At 67.0% G+C, this 17,363-nt stretch carries 14 protein-coding genes; 13 read left to right on the top strand and 1 reads right to left on the bottom strand.

Going from position 1 to position 17,363, the window contains the following annotated elements:
• Positions 1-7 precede the first annotated feature (7 nt).
• From murC to lpxC, 7 genes are all read left to right on the top strand, one after another.
• Complete coding sequence (murC, locus tag KHO18_RS15335) at positions 8-1,441, top strand: UDP-N-acetylmuramate--L-alanine ligase (RefSeq protein WP_144201254.1); 1,434 nt, start codon at positions 8-10, stop codon at positions 1,439-1,441.
• Entirely contained in the window at positions 1,438-2,418 is a 981-nt protein-coding gene (locus KHO18_RS15330; RefSeq protein WP_144201256.1) for a D-alanine--D-alanine ligase, read from the top strand. Before murC ends, KHO18_RS15330 begins: the two co-directional genes overlap by 4 nt.
• A 41-nt stretch (positions 2,419-2,459) precedes the next feature.
• Complete coding sequence (locus KHO18_RS15325; protein WP_144201258.1) at positions 2,460-3,371, top strand: cell division protein FtsQ/DivIB; 912 nt, start codon at positions 2,460-2,462, stop codon at positions 3,369-3,371.
• The gene (ftsA, locus tag KHO18_RS15320) at positions 3,368-4,600 is read left to right on the top strand and encodes a cell division protein FtsA (RefSeq protein ID WP_092298565.1); all 1,233 of its coding nucleotides are present in this window, start codon (positions 3,368-3,370) and stop codon (positions 4,598-4,600) included. Before KHO18_RS15325 ends, ftsA begins: the two co-directional genes overlap by 4 nt.
• 191 nt (positions 4,601-4,791) lie before the next feature.
• On the top strand, positions 4,792-5,982 hold the full coding sequence (gene ftsZ, locus KHO18_RS15315) for a cell division protein FtsZ (protein ID WP_092298568.1): 1,191 nt from the start codon (positions 4,792-4,794) through the stop codon (positions 5,980-5,982).
• 361 nt (positions 5,983-6,343) lie between these two features.
• Positions 6,344-6,850, top strand: coding sequence for a peroxiredoxin (locus KHO18_RS15310; protein ID WP_211943469.1), 507 nt, complete (start codon positions 6,344-6,346; stop codon positions 6,848-6,850).
• A gap of 169 nt (positions 6,851-7,019) precedes the next feature.
• Positions 7,020-7,937: a UDP-3-O-acyl-N-acetylglucosamine deacetylase gene (gene lpxC / locus KHO18_RS15305; RefSeq protein WP_144201263.1), complete on the top strand. Its 918-nt coding sequence runs from the start codon at positions 7,020-7,022 to the stop codon at positions 7,935-7,937.
• 69 nt (positions 7,938-8,006) lie between these two features.
• On the opposite strand, the gene KHO18_RS15300 is transcribed toward lpxC, so the two are convergent.
• Positions 8,007-8,516, bottom strand: a complete 510-nt coding sequence (locus tag KHO18_RS15300) for a DciA family protein (RefSeq protein ID WP_144201265.1) — start codon at positions 8,514-8,516, stop codon at positions 8,007-8,009.
• Positions 8,517-8,619: 103 nt separating this feature from the next.
• Here KHO18_RS15300 and KHO18_RS15295 point away from each other — a divergent pair, with 103 nt between their 5' ends.
• From KHO18_RS15295 to KHO18_RS15270, 6 genes are all read left to right on the top strand, one after another.
• On the top strand, positions 8,620-9,561 hold the full coding sequence (locus KHO18_RS15295; RefSeq protein WP_211943468.1) for a M23 family metallopeptidase: 942 nt from the start codon (positions 8,620-8,622) through the stop codon (positions 9,559-9,561).
• 201 nt (positions 9,562-9,762) lie between these two features.
• Entirely contained in the window at positions 9,763-12,555 is a 2,793-nt protein-coding gene (gene secA / locus KHO18_RS15290) for a preprotein translocase subunit SecA (RefSeq protein WP_144201269.1), read from the top strand.
• A gap of 110 nt (positions 12,556-12,665) precedes the next feature.
• Entirely contained in the window at positions 12,666-13,892 is a 1,227-nt protein-coding gene (gene argJ, locus KHO18_RS15285) for a bifunctional glutamate N-acetyltransferase/amino-acid acetyltransferase ArgJ (RefSeq protein ID WP_144201271.1), read from the top strand.
• A 21-nt stretch (positions 13,893-13,913) separates the two neighbouring features.
• Complete coding sequence (locus KHO18_RS15280; protein ID WP_144201273.1) at positions 13,914-14,813, top strand: ATP-binding protein; 900 nt, start codon at positions 13,914-13,916, stop codon at positions 14,811-14,813.
• A complete protein-coding gene (locus KHO18_RS15275; protein ID WP_144201275.1) occupies positions 14,810-15,250 on the top strand; it encodes an NUDIX domain-containing protein in 441 nt (146 codons plus the stop codon). Before KHO18_RS15280 ends, KHO18_RS15275 begins: the two co-directional genes overlap by 4 nt.
• A gap of 64 nt (positions 15,251-15,314) precedes the next feature.
• A complete protein-coding gene (locus KHO18_RS15270) occupies positions 15,315-17,357 on the top strand; it encodes an OPT family oligopeptide transporter (protein ID WP_211943467.1) in 2,043 nt (680 codons plus the stop codon).
• Positions 17,358-17,363 lie beyond the last annotated feature (6 nt).

Genomic DNA, 17,363 nt, shown 5'->3' with positions numbered 1-17,363 from the left:
TGAATCAATGAAGCACATCGTCAAAAACATCCACTTCGTAGGCATTGGCGGGGCCGGCATGAGCGGCATCGCCGAGGTCCTGCTGAACCTGGGCTACAAGGTCTCGGGCTCGGACGTGGGCAGCAACGCCGCCACGCGGCGGCTGGCCACGCTGGGCGCGCGCGTCTTCCATGGCCACGATGCCGGCCATGTGGAAGGTGCCAACGCTGTCGTGGTCTCCACGGCGGTCACCAATGACAACCCCGAGGTGCTGGCCGCCCGGGCGCGCCGCATCCCCGTGGTGCCGCGCGCGATCATGCTGGCCGAACTGATGCGTCTGAAGCAGGGCATCGCCATTGCCGGCACGCACGGCAAGACCACCACCACGAGCCTGGTGGCCTCCGTGCTGGCCGAAGGCGGGCTCGACCCGACCTTCGTGATCGGCGGGCGGCTGAACTCGGCCGGCGCCAACGCGCGGCTGGGCACGGGCGATTTCATCGTGGCCGAGGCGGACGAGTCGGACGCCTCGTTCCTGAACCTGTTCCCGGTGATGGAAGTCATCACCAACATCGACGCCGACCACATGGACACCTACGGGCATGATTTCGCCCGGCTCAAGCAGGCGTTCGTGGAGTTCACCCAGCGGCTGCCGTTCTACGGCATCGCGGTGCTGTGTGTCGATGACCCGAATGTGCGCGAGATCCTGCCGTTCGTCTCGAAGCCGGTGGTGCGCTACGGCTTTGCCGAGGACGCCCAGATCCGCGCGGTCAACGCGCGCCCGGTGGACGGCCAGATGCATTTCACCGTCCATCGCCAGCTGAACGGCCATGCCGAGCCGCCGCTCGACGTGGTGCTGAACCTGCCCGGCCTGCATAACGTGCAGAACGCGCTGGCCGCTATCGCCATTGCCACCGAGCTGGAGGTGCCGGACGCCGCCATCGTCAAGGCGCTGCGCGAGTTCCACGGCGTGGGCCGCCGCTTCCAGCGCTACGGCGAGGTTGCCACGGCCGACGGCCAGGGCACCTTCACGCTGGTGGACGACTACGGCCATCACCCGGTGGAAATGGCCGCCACGCTGGCCGCCGCGCGCGGTGCCTTCCCGGGCCGCCGCCTGGTGCTGGCCTTCCAGCCCCACCGCTTCACGCGGACGCGCGACTGTTTTGAAGATTTCGTGAAGGTGCTTGGCACCGTGGACGCGCTGCTGCTGGCCGAGGTCTACGCCGCCGGCGAGGCGCCCATCGTGGCCGCCGACGGCCGGGCGATGACCCGCGCGCTGCGGGTGGCCAACAAGGTGGAGCCGGTCTTCGTCGAGCAGATCGAGGACATGCCGCAGGCCATCCTCAACGCAGTCCGTCCCGGCGACGTGGTCGTGACCATGGGCGCCGGCACGATCGGCGCGGTGCCCGGCCAGCTCGTATCGCAACAGACAACCCAGGCAAATCCGGCAGGAGGCCAGGCATGAGCTTCGTCGCCCATCCCAATATCGACCCGAAATCGCTGGGTAAGGTCGGCGTGCTGCTGGGCGGCCGTTCGGCCGAACGCGAGGTGTCGCTGATGTCCGGCAACGGCGTGCTGGCGGCGCTGCGCGCGCGCGGCGTGGATGCCCACCCGTTCGACCCGGCCCTGCAACCGGTGGCCGAACTGGCCGCCGCCGGCTTCGACCGCGTCTTTATCGCGCTGCATGGCCGCTACGGCGAGGACGGCACGATCCAGGGCATGCTCGAGATGCTGGGCATTCCGTACACCGGCAGTGGCGTGCTGGCGTCCGCGCTGGCCATGGACAAGCCCGCCACCAAGCGGCTCTGGATGTCCCACGGCCTGCCTACGCCGCGCTTCGCGGTGCTGCGCCCCGATACCGATTTCAACGCCGTGGTGGCGGATCTCGGCCTGCCGCTGATCGTCAAGCCGGCCCGGGAAGGGTCGTCGATCGGGCTGACCAAGGTCACTGATGCCAGCCAGATGCGCGAGGCCTTCGAGCGCGCGGCGGTGCTGGATGACGACGTGCTGGCCGAGAGTTTTATCGACGGCGCAGAGCTGACTTGCCCCATCGTGGGCGAGGGCGCGACCGCCGAGGCGCTGCCGGTCATCAAGATTGTCGCGCCCGAGTCGAACTACGACTATCAAAATAAGTACTTTACTGACGTTACCCAATATCTGTGCCCCTCGACCTTGCCTGAGGCGCTCGAGAACGAGGTGCGCGCCCTGGCCGTGGAAGCGTTCCGTGTGCTCGGCTGCCGTGGCTGGGCCCGCGCCGACGTGATGCTGACCCGCGACGGCAAGCCTTACCTGCTGGAAATGAATACGTCCCCCGGCATGACCGGCCACTCGCTGGTGCCGATGGCGGCGCGCGCGGTGGGCATCAGCTATGAGGACTTCGTGATCCAGGTGGTGGCGCAGGCCACGCTGGACCTGCATCCGAACGAGCACTGGAAGCCCTGATAACCGTAATTCGACGAAAACACAGCTCCTGAACCCGACCCATGTGGCATAACGCGCGCCTCCTCAACCTGATCGCCTCCGTGCTCTACGCACTGGTGGCGCTGATGGCGCTCGGGGCGGGCCTGCTGTGGCTGGCCCAGCGGCCGGTGTTCGCCATCACCCATGTGGAACTGCACGCCATGGACGGCCAGGCGCTGCGCCACGTGAACGGGCCGAGCGTGCGCGCCAACGCGCTGGGCAAGCTGTCTGGCAATTTCTTTACGTTGGACCTGAACGCGGCGCGTCAGGCGTTCGAGTCGGTGCCGTGGGTGCGGCACGCGAGCGTGCGCCGCGAATGGCCGAACGGGCTGGCGGTGGAGGTGGAGGAGCATGAGGCGCTGGGTACCTGGGGCAGCCCGGAAAGCGGCCGGCTCCTCAATACCTATGGCGAGGTGTTCGTGGCCAACACCGCCGAGGCCGAGGAAGATGCCCAGCTGCTGGCACTCGACGGGCCGCCGGACAGCGAGGCCGATGTGGTCGAGAAGCTGGAAGTCATGCGGCAATGGTTCAAGCCGCTCAAGGCCGAGCCGCTGTCGGTGGCGTTGTCGTCGCGCTATGCGTGGCGCACGCGGCTGTCGAACGGCATGGTGATCGAGCTGGGCCGAGAGCAGACCGATGAGGATCGGGCAGCCATGGAGGCGCGGGTCAAGCGCTTCGTGGCCGCCTGGCCGCAGGTGACCGAGCAGGTGGGCAAGCAGGTGGAGTACGCCGACCTGCGCTATCCCAACGGCTTCGCGATCCGCGCGGCCAACGTCAGGTTCCTGACCGACGCCCAGGCTGCCGCGGCAGCAAAAGCGGCAAACGCGGCGGCGGCCAAAGCCTCCGGGGGAACGACGCCGGCAGCGGCGTCGGCAGGCAATCCCAATAACAATCCGACGCGACTCAAGAGCAAGAACGCGGAGAAAACCCGATGAGCAAGGAATACAAGGACTTACTGGTCGGTCTCGACATCGGCACCTCGAAGGTGGCGGCGGTGGTCGCGGAACTGCGCCCCGACGGCAGCTACGAAGTGATCGGGATGGGCCAGTCCGAGTCCAAGGGTCTGAAGAAGGGGGTCGTGGTCAATATCGAGGCCACCGTGCAGTCGATCCAGCGCGCGCTGGAGGAGGCCGAGCTGATGGCCGACTGCAAGATCGCCGAGGTCTTCACCGGCATTGCCGGCAGCCATATCCGCAGCTTCAACTCGAGCGGGATGGTGGCCATCAAGGACAAGGAGGTCACGCAGACGGACGTGGCCCGGGTGATCGAGACCGCCAAGGCGGTCAACATCCCGACCGACCAGCAGATCCTGCACATCCTGACGCAGGAATTCATCATCGACGGCCAGGAGGACGTGCGCGAGCCCATCGGCATGAGCGGCATCCGCCTGGAGGTCAAGGTCCATATCGTCACCGGCGCGGTCAGCGCGGCGCAGAACATCGTCAAGTGCGTGCGCCGCTGCGGGCTGGAAGTGCATGACCTGATCCTGCAGCCGCTGGCGTCGAGCCTGGCCGTGCTGACGGAGGACGAGAAGGAACTGGGCGTGGTGCTGGTCGATATTGGCGGCGGCACCACGGATATCGCCATCTTCAGCGAGGGCGCGATCCGGCATACGGCCGTGATCCCGATCGCCGGGGACCAGATTACCAACGATATTGCGATGGCCCTGCGCACGCCGACGCCGGACGCCGAGGACATCAAGATCCAGTACGGCATTGCCAAGCAGGCGATTGCCGACCCGGACGACATGATCGAGGTGCCGGGCGTGGGTGACCGTGGCACGCGCACGCTGAGCCGCCAGGCGCTGGCGGCCGTGATCGAGCCGCGCATCGAGGAACTGTATTCGCTGGTGCACCAGGTGGTGCGCGAGTCCGGCTACGAGGAACTGCTGTCCTCCGGCGTGGTGATCACCGGCGGCACGGCGATGATGCCGGGCATGGTGGAGCTGGGCGAGGACATCTTCCTGAAGCCGGTGCGCGTGGGCGTGCCCGAGTATCGCGGCAACCTGCACGAGGTGGTGAAGAGCCCGCGCTACTCCACGGTGATGGGCCTGCTGCTGGAAGGCCGGGTGCAGCGCATGCGTGGCCGCAAGGTGGCCGTGCAGAGCGGCTCGGTGAAGCAGGTGTGGACGCGCATGAAGGAATGGTTTGTCGGCAACTTCTGACGCCGGATGTGGTCAGGTTGTTTTAGGGATTTTTTTAGGCGTTTTACGAGTCAGCCATGCGTCGCGGTCAGCGAATCGCACGATGGCACGTTGAGCAGGTTTCTTCTTCTATTTTGGTTTCTTGTTCAGGAACCAAGGGCTGCGGCGGGGAGGCTGCAGCGTTTGGGGACTGATTTTTCACGGAGGCAGTGATGGACTTTGACATGATCGAATCGGAGATGCAGGACGGCACCATCATCAAGGTGGTGGGCGTGGGCGGTGCGGGCGGCAACGCCGTGCAGCACATGATCAGCCGTGGCGTGCAGGGCGTGGAATTCATCTGCATGAACACCGATGCCCAGGCGCTCAAGCGCTCCACGGCATCGCGCGTGCTGCAACTCGGTAACACGGGTCTGGGCGCCGGCGCCAAGCCGGAGGTGGGTCGCAACTGCGCCGAACAGGCGCGCGAGCAGATCGCCGATTCCCTGCGCGGTGCGCACATGGTCTTCATCACTGCCGGCATGGGCGGCGGCACCGGTACCGGCGCCGCCCCGATCGTGGCGCAGGTGGCCAAGGAAATGGGCATCCTGACCGTGGGCGTGGTCAGCAAGCCGTTCGACTTCGAAGGCGCACGTCGCGCCAAGGTGGCCGAACATGGCTCGGGCGAGCTGGAATCGTCGGTGGACTCGCTGATCGTGGTGCTCAACGAGAAGCTGTTCGAGGTGATGGGCGACGACGCCGAGATGGACAAGTGCTTCCAGTGCGCCGACGACGTGCTGCACAACGCGGTGGCCGGCATTGCCGAGATCATCAACGTTGACGGCCTCGTGAACGTCGACTTCGAAGACGTGAAGACGGTGATGGGCGAGCAGGGCAAGGCCATGATGGGCACGGCTACCGTGTCCGGCGTGGATCGCGCCCGCCTGGCTGCCGAGCAGGCCGTCGCCAGCCCGCTGCTGGAAGGCGTGGACCTGTCCGGCGCGCGCGGCGTGCTGGTCAACATCACGGCCAGCCGCTCGCTGAAGCTGTCGGAAACCAAGGAAGTCATGAACACCATCCGCAGCTACGCCGCGGAAGATGCCACGGTGATTTTCGGCACGGTGTACGACGACTCGATGGGCGACGCGCTGCGCGTGACCGTGGTGGCAACGGGCCTGGGCCGTTCGGCCAAGAAGCAGCAGCCGATGACGCTGCTGAAGACTGGCACGGACAACATCCCGATGCAGATGATGGGCGGCATGACCGCTGCCCCGGCGCATGCCTCGCCGGACTACAGCGGCCTGGATACGCCGGCCGTGTGGCGCAGTTCGCGTGAGTCGGCATCGGCTCACGTGGCGGCGCTGCAGGAAAAGGGTGTGGACACGTACGACATCCCGGCCTTCCTGCGCAAGCAGGCGGACTGAGTTGGCTACCGGCAGGGCGGCGGCTGCGGCCGTGCGCCTGGCGGGTTGCACGTGGTCTGATCCGCGAAGCCTGAGCGCTCCCTATCCGCTCGGCATTCGCCAGGACTGACGTAGCCCGTCAGCGCGCCCGGCTGCGCCGCGCCCGCGTCGGCACTGTCTCCGCCCGCATCCCGTTGCCGGGACAGGCGTGCCATCGGCCGCCTCCCCGGACTGTTTCCCGCCTTCCCGCGGCGGGATGCCTCGTCGTCCGCGCGGCGTGCCGAACCGGTGCGCCGCGCAGTCGTTTTTGTGGCCTATGATTGCAGTCAGGGTTTTCACCAGCCCCGACTTTCGTCTGTTCGGTCTTTAGGAAATCGCCCCCATGATCAGTGTTGGCCAGCGCGTCCCCGACGCCACCCTGTACGAATTCTTCGAAGCCGAGACCGGCGGTTGCGCGCTCGGTCCCAATGCCTTCCCGGTGGCCGAGTTGGTCAAGGGCCGCCGCATCGTCGTGTTCGGCCTACCCGGCGCGTTCACGCCGACCTGCTCTGCCAAGCACGTGCCCGGCTTCGTGCAACTGGCCGACCAGTTCCAGGCAGCCGGTGTGGACGAGATCTGGTGCCACGCGGTCAATGACGCCTTTGTGATGGGCGCCTGGGGCCGTGAGCAGCAGACCGGCGGCAAAGTCCGCATGATGGCCGACGGCGCTGCACAATGGGCTCGCGCGCTCGGGCTGGACCAGGACCTGAGCCAGCGCGGCCTGGGCGTGCGCGCCAAGCGCTACGCGATGGTGCTGGATGACGGCGTGGTCACCCACCTGTTCGTGGAAGCCCCTGGCGAATTCAAGGTCAGCAGCGCCGAAGCCGTTCTTGAGGCGTTGCGCGCCTGACACGGATTGGCCCGGTCGGAGTGATGTTTGGTCGACTTTGGTAACACTGGTTAACACCCCGACACAAAGTGGTGCGGCGCAATACACCAAGCGGTGGTAGTATCGCGTTATTAAAATTTGTGCCCAATAGCTTTTTATAATGTGGGCCACCTAAGAGATTGAGGCTGTCATGCTCAAACAGCGCACCATCAAATCCCTGGTGAAGACGGTTGGCATCGGTTTGCACTCGGGTCGCAAAGTGACGCTGACCCTGCGACCGGCCCCCGTCGATGCAGGCATCGTGTTCACCCGTGTCGATCTGCCGGAACCGGTGGAAATCCCCGTGGCCGCCAGCGCCATCGGCGACACGCGCCTGGCGTCCGTGCTCCAGAAGAACGGCGCGCGCGTCTCGACGGTGGAACACCTGATGTCGGCCTGCGCTGGCCTGGGGATCGACAATCTCTATGTCGACGTGGATGCCGAGGAAATCCCGATCATGGACGGCAGCGCAGCGTCGTTCGTGTTCCTGCTGCAGTCGGCGGGGATCGAGGAGCAGTCGGCGGCCAAGCGTTTCATCCGCGTGAAGCGCGCCGTGGAAGTGCGTGACGGCGACAAGCTGGCCCGCCTGGAGCCGTATTTCGGCTTCAAGCTCTCGTTCACGATCGACTTCCGTCATCCGGCCGTCGACAAGACCGGCCAGGCGTTCTCGATCGATTTCGCCGACACGAGCTACGTGCGCGAGATCGCCCGGGCCCGCACCTTCGGTTTCGCCCACGAGGTGGAAGCGCTGCGCGAGATGGGCCTGGCCCGTGGCGGCAGCCTGGACAACGCCATCGTGCTGGACGAGCACCGCATGCTGAACAACGAGGAACTGCGCTACGGCGACGAGTTCGTGCGCCACAAGATCCTCGACGCGATTGGCGACCTGTACGTGGTCGGCCATCCGCTGATCGGCGCGTATGTGGCCAACAAGTCCGGCCACGGCCTGAACAACCAGCTGCTGCGCGCGCTGCTGGCGGACCAGGAAGCGTACGAAATCGTGACGTTCGACAAGCTGGAGGAAGCGCCCACCGCCTTCCTGCCGCAGGTGCAGCCGGCGTTTGCCTGAGCATCCGCCCCCCCGGCGCAAACGACAACGGCCTCCCTTGGGAGGCCGTTTCTATTGAGTACCGCGGCGTCAGCGGTTGCGATGCCGCGCCAGCAGCGCCTCCACCGCTTCCTTCAGCGGCGAGGATTCCAGGCTTTGCGCCAGTTGATCCATGCTGGTCAGCCCCAGCGGCGGCAGGTTGGCCGTGCGCGGCTGCCGCGTGACCGGGCCAGTGTCCCAATCCCCGCGCCCGACCTCCGGTTGTACCCGTACCCGGATTGCGGTAACCTGCGAGCCCCGCTGTTGCAGCCGGGTAAGCAGGGTCGGCACCACTTGCCGTACCCGCGCGGCCGCCGCGCCATGCGCGGCCAGCAACAGCAATGTCGCTTCCGGCTGCGGGCCCCGGTTGTCATGCTTGACACCGGCCACGGCGATTCCGTCCTGCAGGCCGCGTGGCAGGAGCGACAGGACTTCCGTTTCCAGTGACGCCAGTTCGCGCGCCGTCTGCATCAGCGCCGAAACCGGCCCGGACTTGGTCAGCCAATCGTTGAGTGGCTTGGCAACCGGCGTCTGGAGAGCGTGGTGAGTGAACATGCGCATGCGCGCATTCTAGCGCGCAATCCTGGCCACCGAGAGCCGGGATGCCACGCCCGCATGCGCGACGAGGCCGGTCGGCCTCTTTTTGTCGGCGAAGGGGTAGGTCATGCAAATCATCGTGCTGCATTCGCGCGCGCCGCGGGTGTTCCGTCTTCAGCTCACGCCGCTGCGCGCCGGGCTGCTTGCCATCGTGGTGTGCCTGCTCGTGGCCGCCGCATCTTCCGCCATCACCTGGTATGTCGCCCGTGCCCAGCCGGGCGGCGAGGCCTCCGGGCAGGCGCGCGACAACGCCTACCTGCGCGCCAACCTTGCCGTGCTGGCCGCCCGCGTCGGTGAACTCCAGGCCCAGATGGTCCGGCTCGATGCGCTCGGCGAGCGCGTGTCCGGGCTGGCCGGCATCGCCCCCCAGGACTTCGACTTCCGCCATCGCCCAGCCCGGGGCGGCCCCGCCGGCGCCGAGCGATCCACCGCGCTGACGCTGCCCGACCTGCGTGACGAACTGGCGCGGCTTGGCAAGCAGGCCGAACATCGCGTGGATTTCTTTGATGTGATCGAAGGGGCACTCATCGACCGCCAACTGCGCGAGCGCCGCACGCCGAGCGTGATGCCGGTGGCGGTGGGCTACGATGGTTCGAGCTTCGGCACCCGCATCGATCCGTTCTCGGGCCGGCGCACCCGGCACGATGGCGTGGATTTCGTCGCCCCGACCGGCACGCCGATCGTCGCGGCGGCCGGCGGGGTGGTCGTGGCGGCCGAGTGGCACCCCGAGTACGGCAACATGATCGACATCGACCATGGCAATGGGCTCAAGACCCGCTATGCGCATGCGTCGAAATCACTGGTGAAGGTGGGCGATCTGGTCCGCGCCGGGCAGGAGGTGGCGCGCGTGGGCAGCACGGGCCGGTCCACCGGCGCGCATCTGCACTTCGAGGTCCATGTCAACGGCGTGCCGCGTAACCCGATCGGGTTCCTGACCGCCGCCGCGCCGAACCCGGCACCGGCGATTGCCACGGCGCCCGTGCCGACCGATCGCGCCGCCATCCGCTAACGGCGCGGAACATTGAAGGCGGCGGGATAGTCCCAACCTGTCGAAGGTGGTCTGGCGGCTGTTGCGCCAGCGCAGAAGGAGCCCGTTTGGGCCCCGGCCACGACACCGCCACATGATAAACTCGGCGTTTTGCGCCAATCCACCCATTCCTCGCCGTCGTCCAAGCCGTATCCGGGCCGCGCGCGCAGGGGAAAGCACTCGATGATCACGGGCCTTCTCAAGAAAGTCTTCGGCAGCCGCAACGAACGGCTGATCAAACAATATCGCGGCATGGTCGCGAAGATCAACGCGCTCGAGCCGAAATTCGAACAGCTTTCGGATGACGACCTGCGCGGCATGACCGAGACCTTCCGCCAGCGCCATGCGGGCGGGGAGTCGCTCGAGGCGCTGCTGCCGGAGGCGTTCGCTGTCTGCCGCGAGGCCAGCAAGCGCGTCATGAAGATGCGCCACTTCGACGTGCAGCTGATCGGCGGCATGGTCCTGAACGACAACAAGATCGCCGAAATGCGTACCGGCGAGGGCAAGACGCTGACCGCCACGCTGGCCGTGTACCTCAATGCCATTACCGGCAAGGGCGTGCACGTGGTGACCGTGAACGACTATCTGGCCCAGCGCGATGCCGAGTGGATGGGCCGCCTGTACAACTTCCTGGGGCTGTCGGTGGGGGTCAACCTCTCGCAGATGCCTCATGACGAGAAGCAGCGCGCCTATAACTCGGACATCACCTACGGCACGAACAACGAGTTCGGCTTCGACTACCTGCGCGACAACATGGTCTACGACCCGTCGCAGCGCGTGCAGCGCCCGCTGCACTACGCGATCGTCGACGAAGTGGACTCGATCCTGATCGATGAGGCGCGTACGCCGCTGATCATCTCGGGCCAGGCCGAGAACCAGACCGACCTGTACCAGCGCATGAACGGCATTCCCAAGCTGCTCGTGCGCCAGATCGGCGAGGAAAAGGCCGACGGCACCGGCGTGGAGACGCCCGGCGACTACTACGTGGACGAGAAGGGCCATCAGGTCTACCTGACCGAGGCCGGCCACGAGAAGGCGGAAGAGATCCTGGCCCAGCAGGGCCTGATCGGCGAGGGCGAATCGCTCTACGCGCCGCAGAACATCACGCTGATGCACCACCTGTACGCAGCCCTGCGCGCGCACAGCCTGTTCCACCGCGACCAGCACTACGTGGTGCAGAACGACGAAGTGGTGATCGTCGATGAATTCACGGGCCGCCTGATGACGGGCCGCCGCTGGTCCGACGGCCTGCACCAGGCCGTGGAAGCCAAGGAAGGCGTGACGGTCCAGCAGGAAAACCAGACGCTGGCGACCATCACCTTCCAGAACTACTTCCGCATGTACGAGAAGCTGGCCGGCATGACCGGCACGGCGGACACGGAAGCGTACGAATTCCAGGAAATCTACGGCCTCGAGGTCGTGGTGATCCCGACCAACCGCCAGGCCCAGCGCAAGGACCTGCAGGACCAGATCTACAAGACGTCGAAGGAACGCTACGACGCCGTGGTGCGCGACATCCGCGACTGCTACGAGCGTGGCCAGCCGGTGCTGGTGGGCACGACGTCGATCGAGACGTCCGAGTACCTGTCGGACCTGCTGAACAAGGAAAAGCTGCCCCACCAGGTGCTGAACGCCAAGCAGCACGAGCGCGAGGCCGAGATCGTGGCCCAGGCGGGCCGTCCCAAGATGATCACGATCGCCACGAACATGGCCGGTCGCGGTACCGACATCGTGCTGGGCGGCAATGTGGAGAAGCAGGCCGGCTTCATCGAGATCGACGCAAGCCTGTCGGATGCCGACAAGGCCGCCCGCATCACCCAGCTCAAAGACGAATGGCAGTCGCTGCACGACCAGGTCAAGGCGGCCGGCGGCCTGCATATCGTCGGCACCGAGCGCCATGAGTCGCGCCGGATCGACAACCAGCTGCGTGGCCGTGCCGGCCGCCAGGGCGACCCGGGTTCGTCGCGCTTCTACCTGTCGCTGGACGACCAACTGCTGCGCATTTTCGCCGGCGACCGCGTGCGCGCGATCATGGAACGGCTGAAGATGCCCGAGGGCGAGCCGATCGAGGCTGGCATCGTCACACGCTCGATCGAATCGGCGCAGCGCAAGGTGGAAGGCCGCAACTTCGACATCCGCAAGCAGCTGCTCCAGTACGACGACGTGGCCAACGACCAGCGCAAGGAGATCTACAAGCTCCGCAACGACGTGCTGGAATCCAACGACGTCGGCGAGATGGTGGGCAACCTGCGCGAGAGCGTGCTGGTGGAGCTGTTCCGCGACCACGTGCCTGCCGAGACCATGGAAGAGCAGTGGGACATCGCCAGCCTGGAAGCGCGCCTGCGCGACGACTGGGGCCTGGACGTGCCGCTGGCCAAGACCATCGAGGGCGCCCAGAGCATCGAGGACGAGGAACTGCTGAACCTGGTGATGACCACGGCGCGCGAGACCTACGACGCCAAGGTCAATCAGGTGGGCCGGGAATCGTTCGCTGGCTTCGAGCGCTCGGTCATGCTGCAGAGCATCGACACGCACTGGCGCGAGCATTTGGCCGCGCTGGACCACCTGCGCCAGGGCATTCACCTGCGCGGCTATGCGCAGAAGGACCCGAAGCAGGAGTACAAGCGCGAGTCGTTCGAACTGTTCGCGCGCCTGCTGGACGTGATCAAGAGCGAAGTCACCCGCGTGATCTTCAATGTGCAGATCCAGTCGCCGGAGCAGCTCGAGCAGGCTTCGGAGCAGATCGAGGAAGGGCTGGCGCACCTGGAGAATGTGCAATACAAGCACGACGAGTTTGCCGAGCGCGCCGAGCCGGTGGAAGACGCCTCGCTGGCGCGCCGCAGTACCGCGCAGGCTGCCATGGCCGCGATGGGCGCGGACGTGGCGGTGGCCGGCATGCCGAAGGTGGGCCGCAACGATCCGTGCCCGTGCGGATCGGGCAAGAAGTTCAAGCAGTGCCACGGCAAGCTTAGCTGAGCCGGGGACCCTCTCCCTCTCCCGCGACATCGTCCGGGAGAGGGAAGTCACAGACCGCACAATGCCCGCGCAAGCGGGCATATTTGTCAGATGCAACCAAGGAGCCGCACATGCCCGTGAACCTGCCGCTGCCCCAGGCAGAGAATTTGAAATCCGTTGCCGGCGTGGAGCTGGGTTGGGCCGAGGCGGGCATCCGCAAGGCCAATCGCAAGGATGTGCTCGTGGTCCGCGTGGCCGAGGGCAGCACCGTGGCCGGCGTGTTCACGCAGAACCGCTTCTGCGCCGCGCCGGTGCAGGTCTGCCGCGAGCACCTGGCCACGGGCCCGGGCATCCGCGCGCTGGTGGTCAACACCGGCAATGCCAACGCCGGTACCGGCGAGCCGGGCCTGAAGGCTGCGCGCGCCACGTGCGACGCGCTGGCCGCTCAGCTTGGCATCGCCGCCAGCCAGGTGCTGCCGTTCTCGACCGGCGTGATCCTGGAGCAACTGCCGGTCGATCGCCTGACTGCCGCGCTGCCGGCCGCCATCGCCAATGCACGCGCCGACAACTGGCTGGCCGCCGCCGAGTCGATCATGACCACCGACACACAGCCCAAGGCCGCGTCGCGCACGGTGCAGATCGACGGCAAGACGGTCACGATGTCCGGCATCAGCAAGGGCGCCGGCATGATCCGCCCGAACATGGCGACCATGCTCGGCTTCATCGCGCTGGACGCCGCCGTGGCGCAGCCGGTGCTCCAGGCGCTGGTGTCGCACGCCGCCGACCACTCGTTCAACAGCATCACGATCGATGGCGATACGTCCACCAATGACTCGTTCGTGCTGATTGCCACGGGCAAGGCCGGGGTATCCATCGACCGCGCCGACGGCCCGGCCTTCGCCGCGCTGCGCGACGCCGTGACGTCGCTGGCGCAGGAACTGGCCCAGATGATCGTGCGCGACGGCGAGGGTGCCACCAAGCTGATGACGATTCGCGTGGAAGGCGGCAACAACGTGGCCGAGTGTCGCCAGATCGCCTACGCGGTGGCGCACTCGCCGCTGGTCAAGACCGCGTTCTACGCCTCGGACCCCAACTTGGGCCGCATCCTGGCCGCCGTGGGCTACGCCGGCGTGAACGACCTTGATGTCGATCGCGTGAACCTGTGGCTCGATGACGTCTGGGTGGCCCGCGACGGCGGCCGCAACCCCGACTACCGCGAGGAAGACGGCCAGCGCGTGATGAAGCAGGCCGAAATCACCGTGCGCATCGCACTGGGCCGCGGCAATGCCGAAGCCACCGTGTGGACCTGCGACCTTTCGCACGACTACGTGTCGATCAACGCCGACTATCGTTCGTAATTTCCTGAATTCGCCCCCGCCATGTCTGACCTTGCTGCCCGCCTCGATAGCTTTCTCGCCCGACTGGAACAATGGCTGCCGCCGCAACTCAGCGACGCGGACTGGCAGGAGGCGGTAGCGTTCCGCTGGCGCAAGCGTCAGAGCCTGTTCGGCAACATCGGCTATCTGCAGGCGATCAAGCAGCTTCCGCCGATCCATCTGGACGATCTCAAGAACATCGAGCGCCAGAAGGACGCCATCGTCGCCAATACGCGCCAGTTCGTGCAGAAGCTGCCGGCCAACAACGTGCTGCTGACCGGCGCGCGCGGTACCGGCAAGTCGTCGCTGATCAAGGCTTGCCTGAACGCGTATGTGAAGGAGGGGCTGCGGCTGGTGGAGGTGGACAAGGACGACCTGGGTGACCTCGGCGATATCGTCGAACAGCTGGCCCAGCGGCCCGAGCGCTTCGTGATCTTCTGCGATGACCTGTCGTTCGAGGACGGCGAGTCGGGCTACAAGTCGCTGAAGTCCGCGCTGGACGGCTCGGTGGCCGCCCAGTCGGACAACGTGCTGATCTACGCCACGTCCAACCGCCGCCACCTGCTGCCCGAGTACATGAAGGACAACGAGACCTACCAGCACACGGCCGATGGCGAAATCCATCCGGGCGAGGTGGTCGAGGAGAAGATCTCGCTGTCCGAGCGCTTCGGGCTGTGGCTGTCGTTTTATCCGCCCAAGCAGGACGAGTACCTGGCCATCGTCGGCCATTGGCTGGGGCACTTCGGCTGCAGCGCCGAGGACATTGCCGCCGCGCGTGGCGATGCGCTGGTCTGGGCGCTGGAGCGCGGTTCGCGCTCGGGCCGGGTGGCGTGGCAGTTTGCGCGCGACTGGGGTGGCAAGCACGGCAAGCCGTTCGTGGCCGACGTGGAACCCCAGGCATGAGCGGCGCTGGCACGGTGGTCTCCGCGGACGGCCAGGCGCGCCCGGTCACGGAGGTGGCCGTCGGCGTGCTGGTGCGGCCCGATGGCCGCTTCCTGCTGGCGCAACGCCCGGCGGGCAAGCCGTACGAGGGTTACTGGGAATTCCCGGGCGGCAAGCTCGAGCCGGGTGAGACCGTCGAGGCCGCGCTGACGCGCGAGCTGCACGAGGAACTCGGCCTCGACGTCACGCGCAGCGAGCGCTGGCATACGCTCGAACATGACTACCCGCACGCCTATGTGCGGCTCTATTTCTGCAAGGTCACCGACTGGGTTGGCCAGCCGGTCGGCCGCGAAGGCCAGGCGTTCTCATGGCAGTACGCCCCGGTTGATGTCGGCCCGCTATTGCCGGCGACGATCCCGGTCGTGGCATGGCTCGCGGAGGAGCGCCCCACGCCCTGAGTGGCCGCATGCCAGTCCCGTCGCCCCCGTCACCAGAAGCTGAACAATAAACACTGGAGGCCCAATGCAACGTGTCGACCGCATCGACGATGCCATCTCCCTGCCCGAGCTGACGCTACGCGGCATCATCCTGGGCGCGCTGATCACCGTGGTGTTCACTGCGTCCAATATCTACCTCGGCCTGAAAGTCGGCCTGACCTTCTCCTCCGCCATTCCGGCCGCCGTGATCTCGATGGCCGTGCTGCGGCTGTTTCCGGGCGCCAATATCCTCGAGAACAACATGGTGCAGACGCAGGCGTCCGCCGCGGGCACCTTGTCGTCGATCATCTTCATCCTGCCGGGGCTGGTGATGCTCGGCCACTGGCAGGGCTTTCCGTTCTGGCAGACGCTGTCGATCTGCGCGGCGGGCGGCATGCTTGGCGTGATTTTCAGCATTCCGCTACGTCACGCGATGGTCGTGAAGAGCGATCTGCCGTATCCCGAGGGCGTCGCGGCGGCCGAGATCCTGCGCGTGGGCAGCGCCAGCCAGGCGCCCGGCGAGACCCGGCAGGCCACCGGACTGGCCGACCTGCTAGCCGGCGGCGTGGCGGCGGGCCTGTTCAGCTTCGCGGCGGGCGGGCTGCGTGTGCTGGCCGAAGGGGCCAATGCGTGGCTGGCTGCGGGCGCATCGGTGGTGCGGCTGTCGATGGGGTTCTCGCTGGCGTTGGTCGGCGCCGGGTATCTGGTCGGCATCGTCGGCGGGCTGGCCATGCTGCTGGGCCTTGTGCTCACCTGGGGCGTCGCCGTGCCGTGGCTGACCGCGATCACGCCGATGCCGGCCGGGGCCACGCTGGCGAGCTTCGGTACCTCGGTCTGGAGCTCGCAGGCACGCTTTATCGGTGCCGGCACCATCGGGATTGCCGCGATCTGGACGCTCGCCACGCTGTTCAAGCCGATGGTCGAGGGCGTGCGGGCGTCGATGGGCGCGCTGCGCGGGAACGGCCGGGGCCAAGGCGCGGAGGAGGGCGGCGAGATGGCCCGGACCCAGCGCGACCTGCCGGCGGTCTGGATCGGCGCCATCACGCTGGTGCTGCTGGCCGTGCTGGCGGTCACGTTTGGCCATTTCCTCGCCCCGTCGCCGCTCGATGCCGGCGCGATGTGGCGGCTGGTGGCCTGCGCCGTGCTGTTTGCCTTCGTGTTCGGCTTCCTGGTGGCGGCGGCCTGCGGCTATATGGCGGGGCTGGTCGGCTCGTCCGCCAGCCCGATCTCGGGCATCGGCATCATCGCCGTGATCCTGGTGTCGCTGCTGATCCTCGGCGTGGGCACGCTCGACGGGCTGATGGGCACGCCGGAAGGCGGCAGATTCGCGATTGCGCTGGCCATCTTCACCACGTCGGCGGTAGTGGCGGTGGCGTCGATTGCCAACGACAACCTCCAGGACCTGAAGACGGGCTGGCTGGTCGGCGCCACGCCGTGGCGCCAGCAGGTGGCGCTGCTGATCGGCTGCGCCGTGGGCGCGGCGGTGATTCCGCCGGTGCTGGAGCTGCTCTACAACGCGTACGGCTTTGCCGGCGCGCTGCCCCGGGCCGACATGGACCCCGGCCAGGCACTCGCGGCGCCGCAGGCCACGCTGATGACGGCCATCGCCACGGGCATTTTCACGCACCAGCTGAACTGGACCATGATCCTGATCGGCGTGGCGCTGGGCGTGGTGCTGATTGCCATCGACGAAATGCTGCGCCGCCGGGGCGGCGTGGCGCGCCTGCCCGTGCTGGCGGTGGGCATCGGCATCTACCTGCCGCCGACCATCAGCTCTGCGCTGGTGGTGGGCGCGGTGCTGTCGTGGTGGCTGCTGCGGGGCGAGCGCCGCCGCGCCGAGGCACGTGGCGATGACGTGACGCTGGCGGTGGCGCACGCCGAGCGGCGCGGCACGCTGCTGGCGTCGGGGCTGATCGTCGGGGAGAGTCTGGTCGGTGTGGCGCTGGCGGGCATCATCGGCCTGTCCGGCAAGGAAGCGCCGCTGGCGCTGGTCGACGCGGGGTTTGCCACCACAGCCGAGTGGCTGGGGCTGGCGGTCTTCGTGCTGGTCTGCGTGGGATTCTACCGGCGCGTGCTGGCGGCGCGGTAGTCAGGA

This window comes from Cupriavidus campinensis (assembly GCF_905397395.1).
GTDB lineage: Bacteria > Pseudomonadota > Gammaproteobacteria > Burkholderiales > Burkholderiaceae > Cupriavidus > Cupriavidus campinensis.
Note: the sequence above shows the minus strand (reverse complement) of the source record. Positions and strands in the feature narration are given on the sequence as shown.

What these genes read in the sequence shown, in the direction of transcription:
- murC (WP_144201254.1), top strand. Translation starts at nt 8, where the DNA reads ATGAAGCACATCGTCAAAAACATCCACTTCGTAGGCATTGGCGGGGCC.
- KHO18_RS15330 (WP_144201256.1), top strand. Translation starts at nt 1,438, where the DNA reads ATGAGCTTCGTCGCCCATCCCAATATCGACCCGAAATCGCTGGGTAAG.
- KHO18_RS15325 (WP_144201258.1), top strand. Translation starts at nt 2,460, where the DNA reads ATGTGGCATAACGCGCGCCTCCTCAACCTGATCGCCTCCGTGCTCTAC.
- ftsA (WP_092298565.1), top strand. Translation starts at nt 3,368, where the DNA reads ATGAGCAAGGAATACAAGGACTTACTGGTCGGTCTCGACATCGGCACC.
- ftsZ (WP_092298568.1), top strand. Translation starts at nt 4,792, where the DNA reads ATGGACTTTGACATGATCGAATCGGAGATGCAGGACGGCACCATCATC.
- KHO18_RS15310 (WP_211943469.1), top strand. Translation starts at nt 6,344, where the DNA reads ATGATCAGTGTTGGCCAGCGCGTCCCCGACGCCACCCTGTACGAATTC.
- lpxC (WP_144201263.1), top strand. Translation starts at nt 7,020, where the DNA reads ATGCTCAAACAGCGCACCATCAAATCCCTGGTGAAGACGGTTGGCATC.
- KHO18_RS15300 (WP_144201265.1), bottom strand. Translation starts at nt 8,516, where the DNA reads ATGCGCATGTTCACTCACCACGCTCTCCAGACGCCGGTTGCCAAGCCA.
- KHO18_RS15295 (WP_211943468.1), top strand. Translation starts at nt 8,620, where the DNA reads ATGCAAATCATCGTGCTGCATTCGCGCGCGCCGCGGGTGTTCCGTCTT.
- secA (WP_144201269.1), top strand. Translation starts at nt 9,763, where the DNA reads ATGATCACGGGCCTTCTCAAGAAAGTCTTCGGCAGCCGCAACGAACGG.
- argJ (WP_144201271.1), top strand. Translation starts at nt 12,666, where the DNA reads ATGCCCGTGAACCTGCCGCTGCCCCAGGCAGAGAATTTGAAATCCGTT.
- KHO18_RS15280 (WP_144201273.1), top strand. Translation starts at nt 13,914, where the DNA reads ATGTCTGACCTTGCTGCCCGCCTCGATAGCTTTCTCGCCCGACTGGAA.
- KHO18_RS15275 (WP_144201275.1), top strand. Translation starts at nt 14,810, where the DNA reads ATGAGCGGCGCTGGCACGGTGGTCTCCGCGGACGGCCAGGCGCGCCCG.
- KHO18_RS15270 (WP_211943467.1), top strand. Translation starts at nt 15,315, where the DNA reads ATGCAACGTGTCGACCGCATCGACGATGCCATCTCCCTGCCCGAGCTG.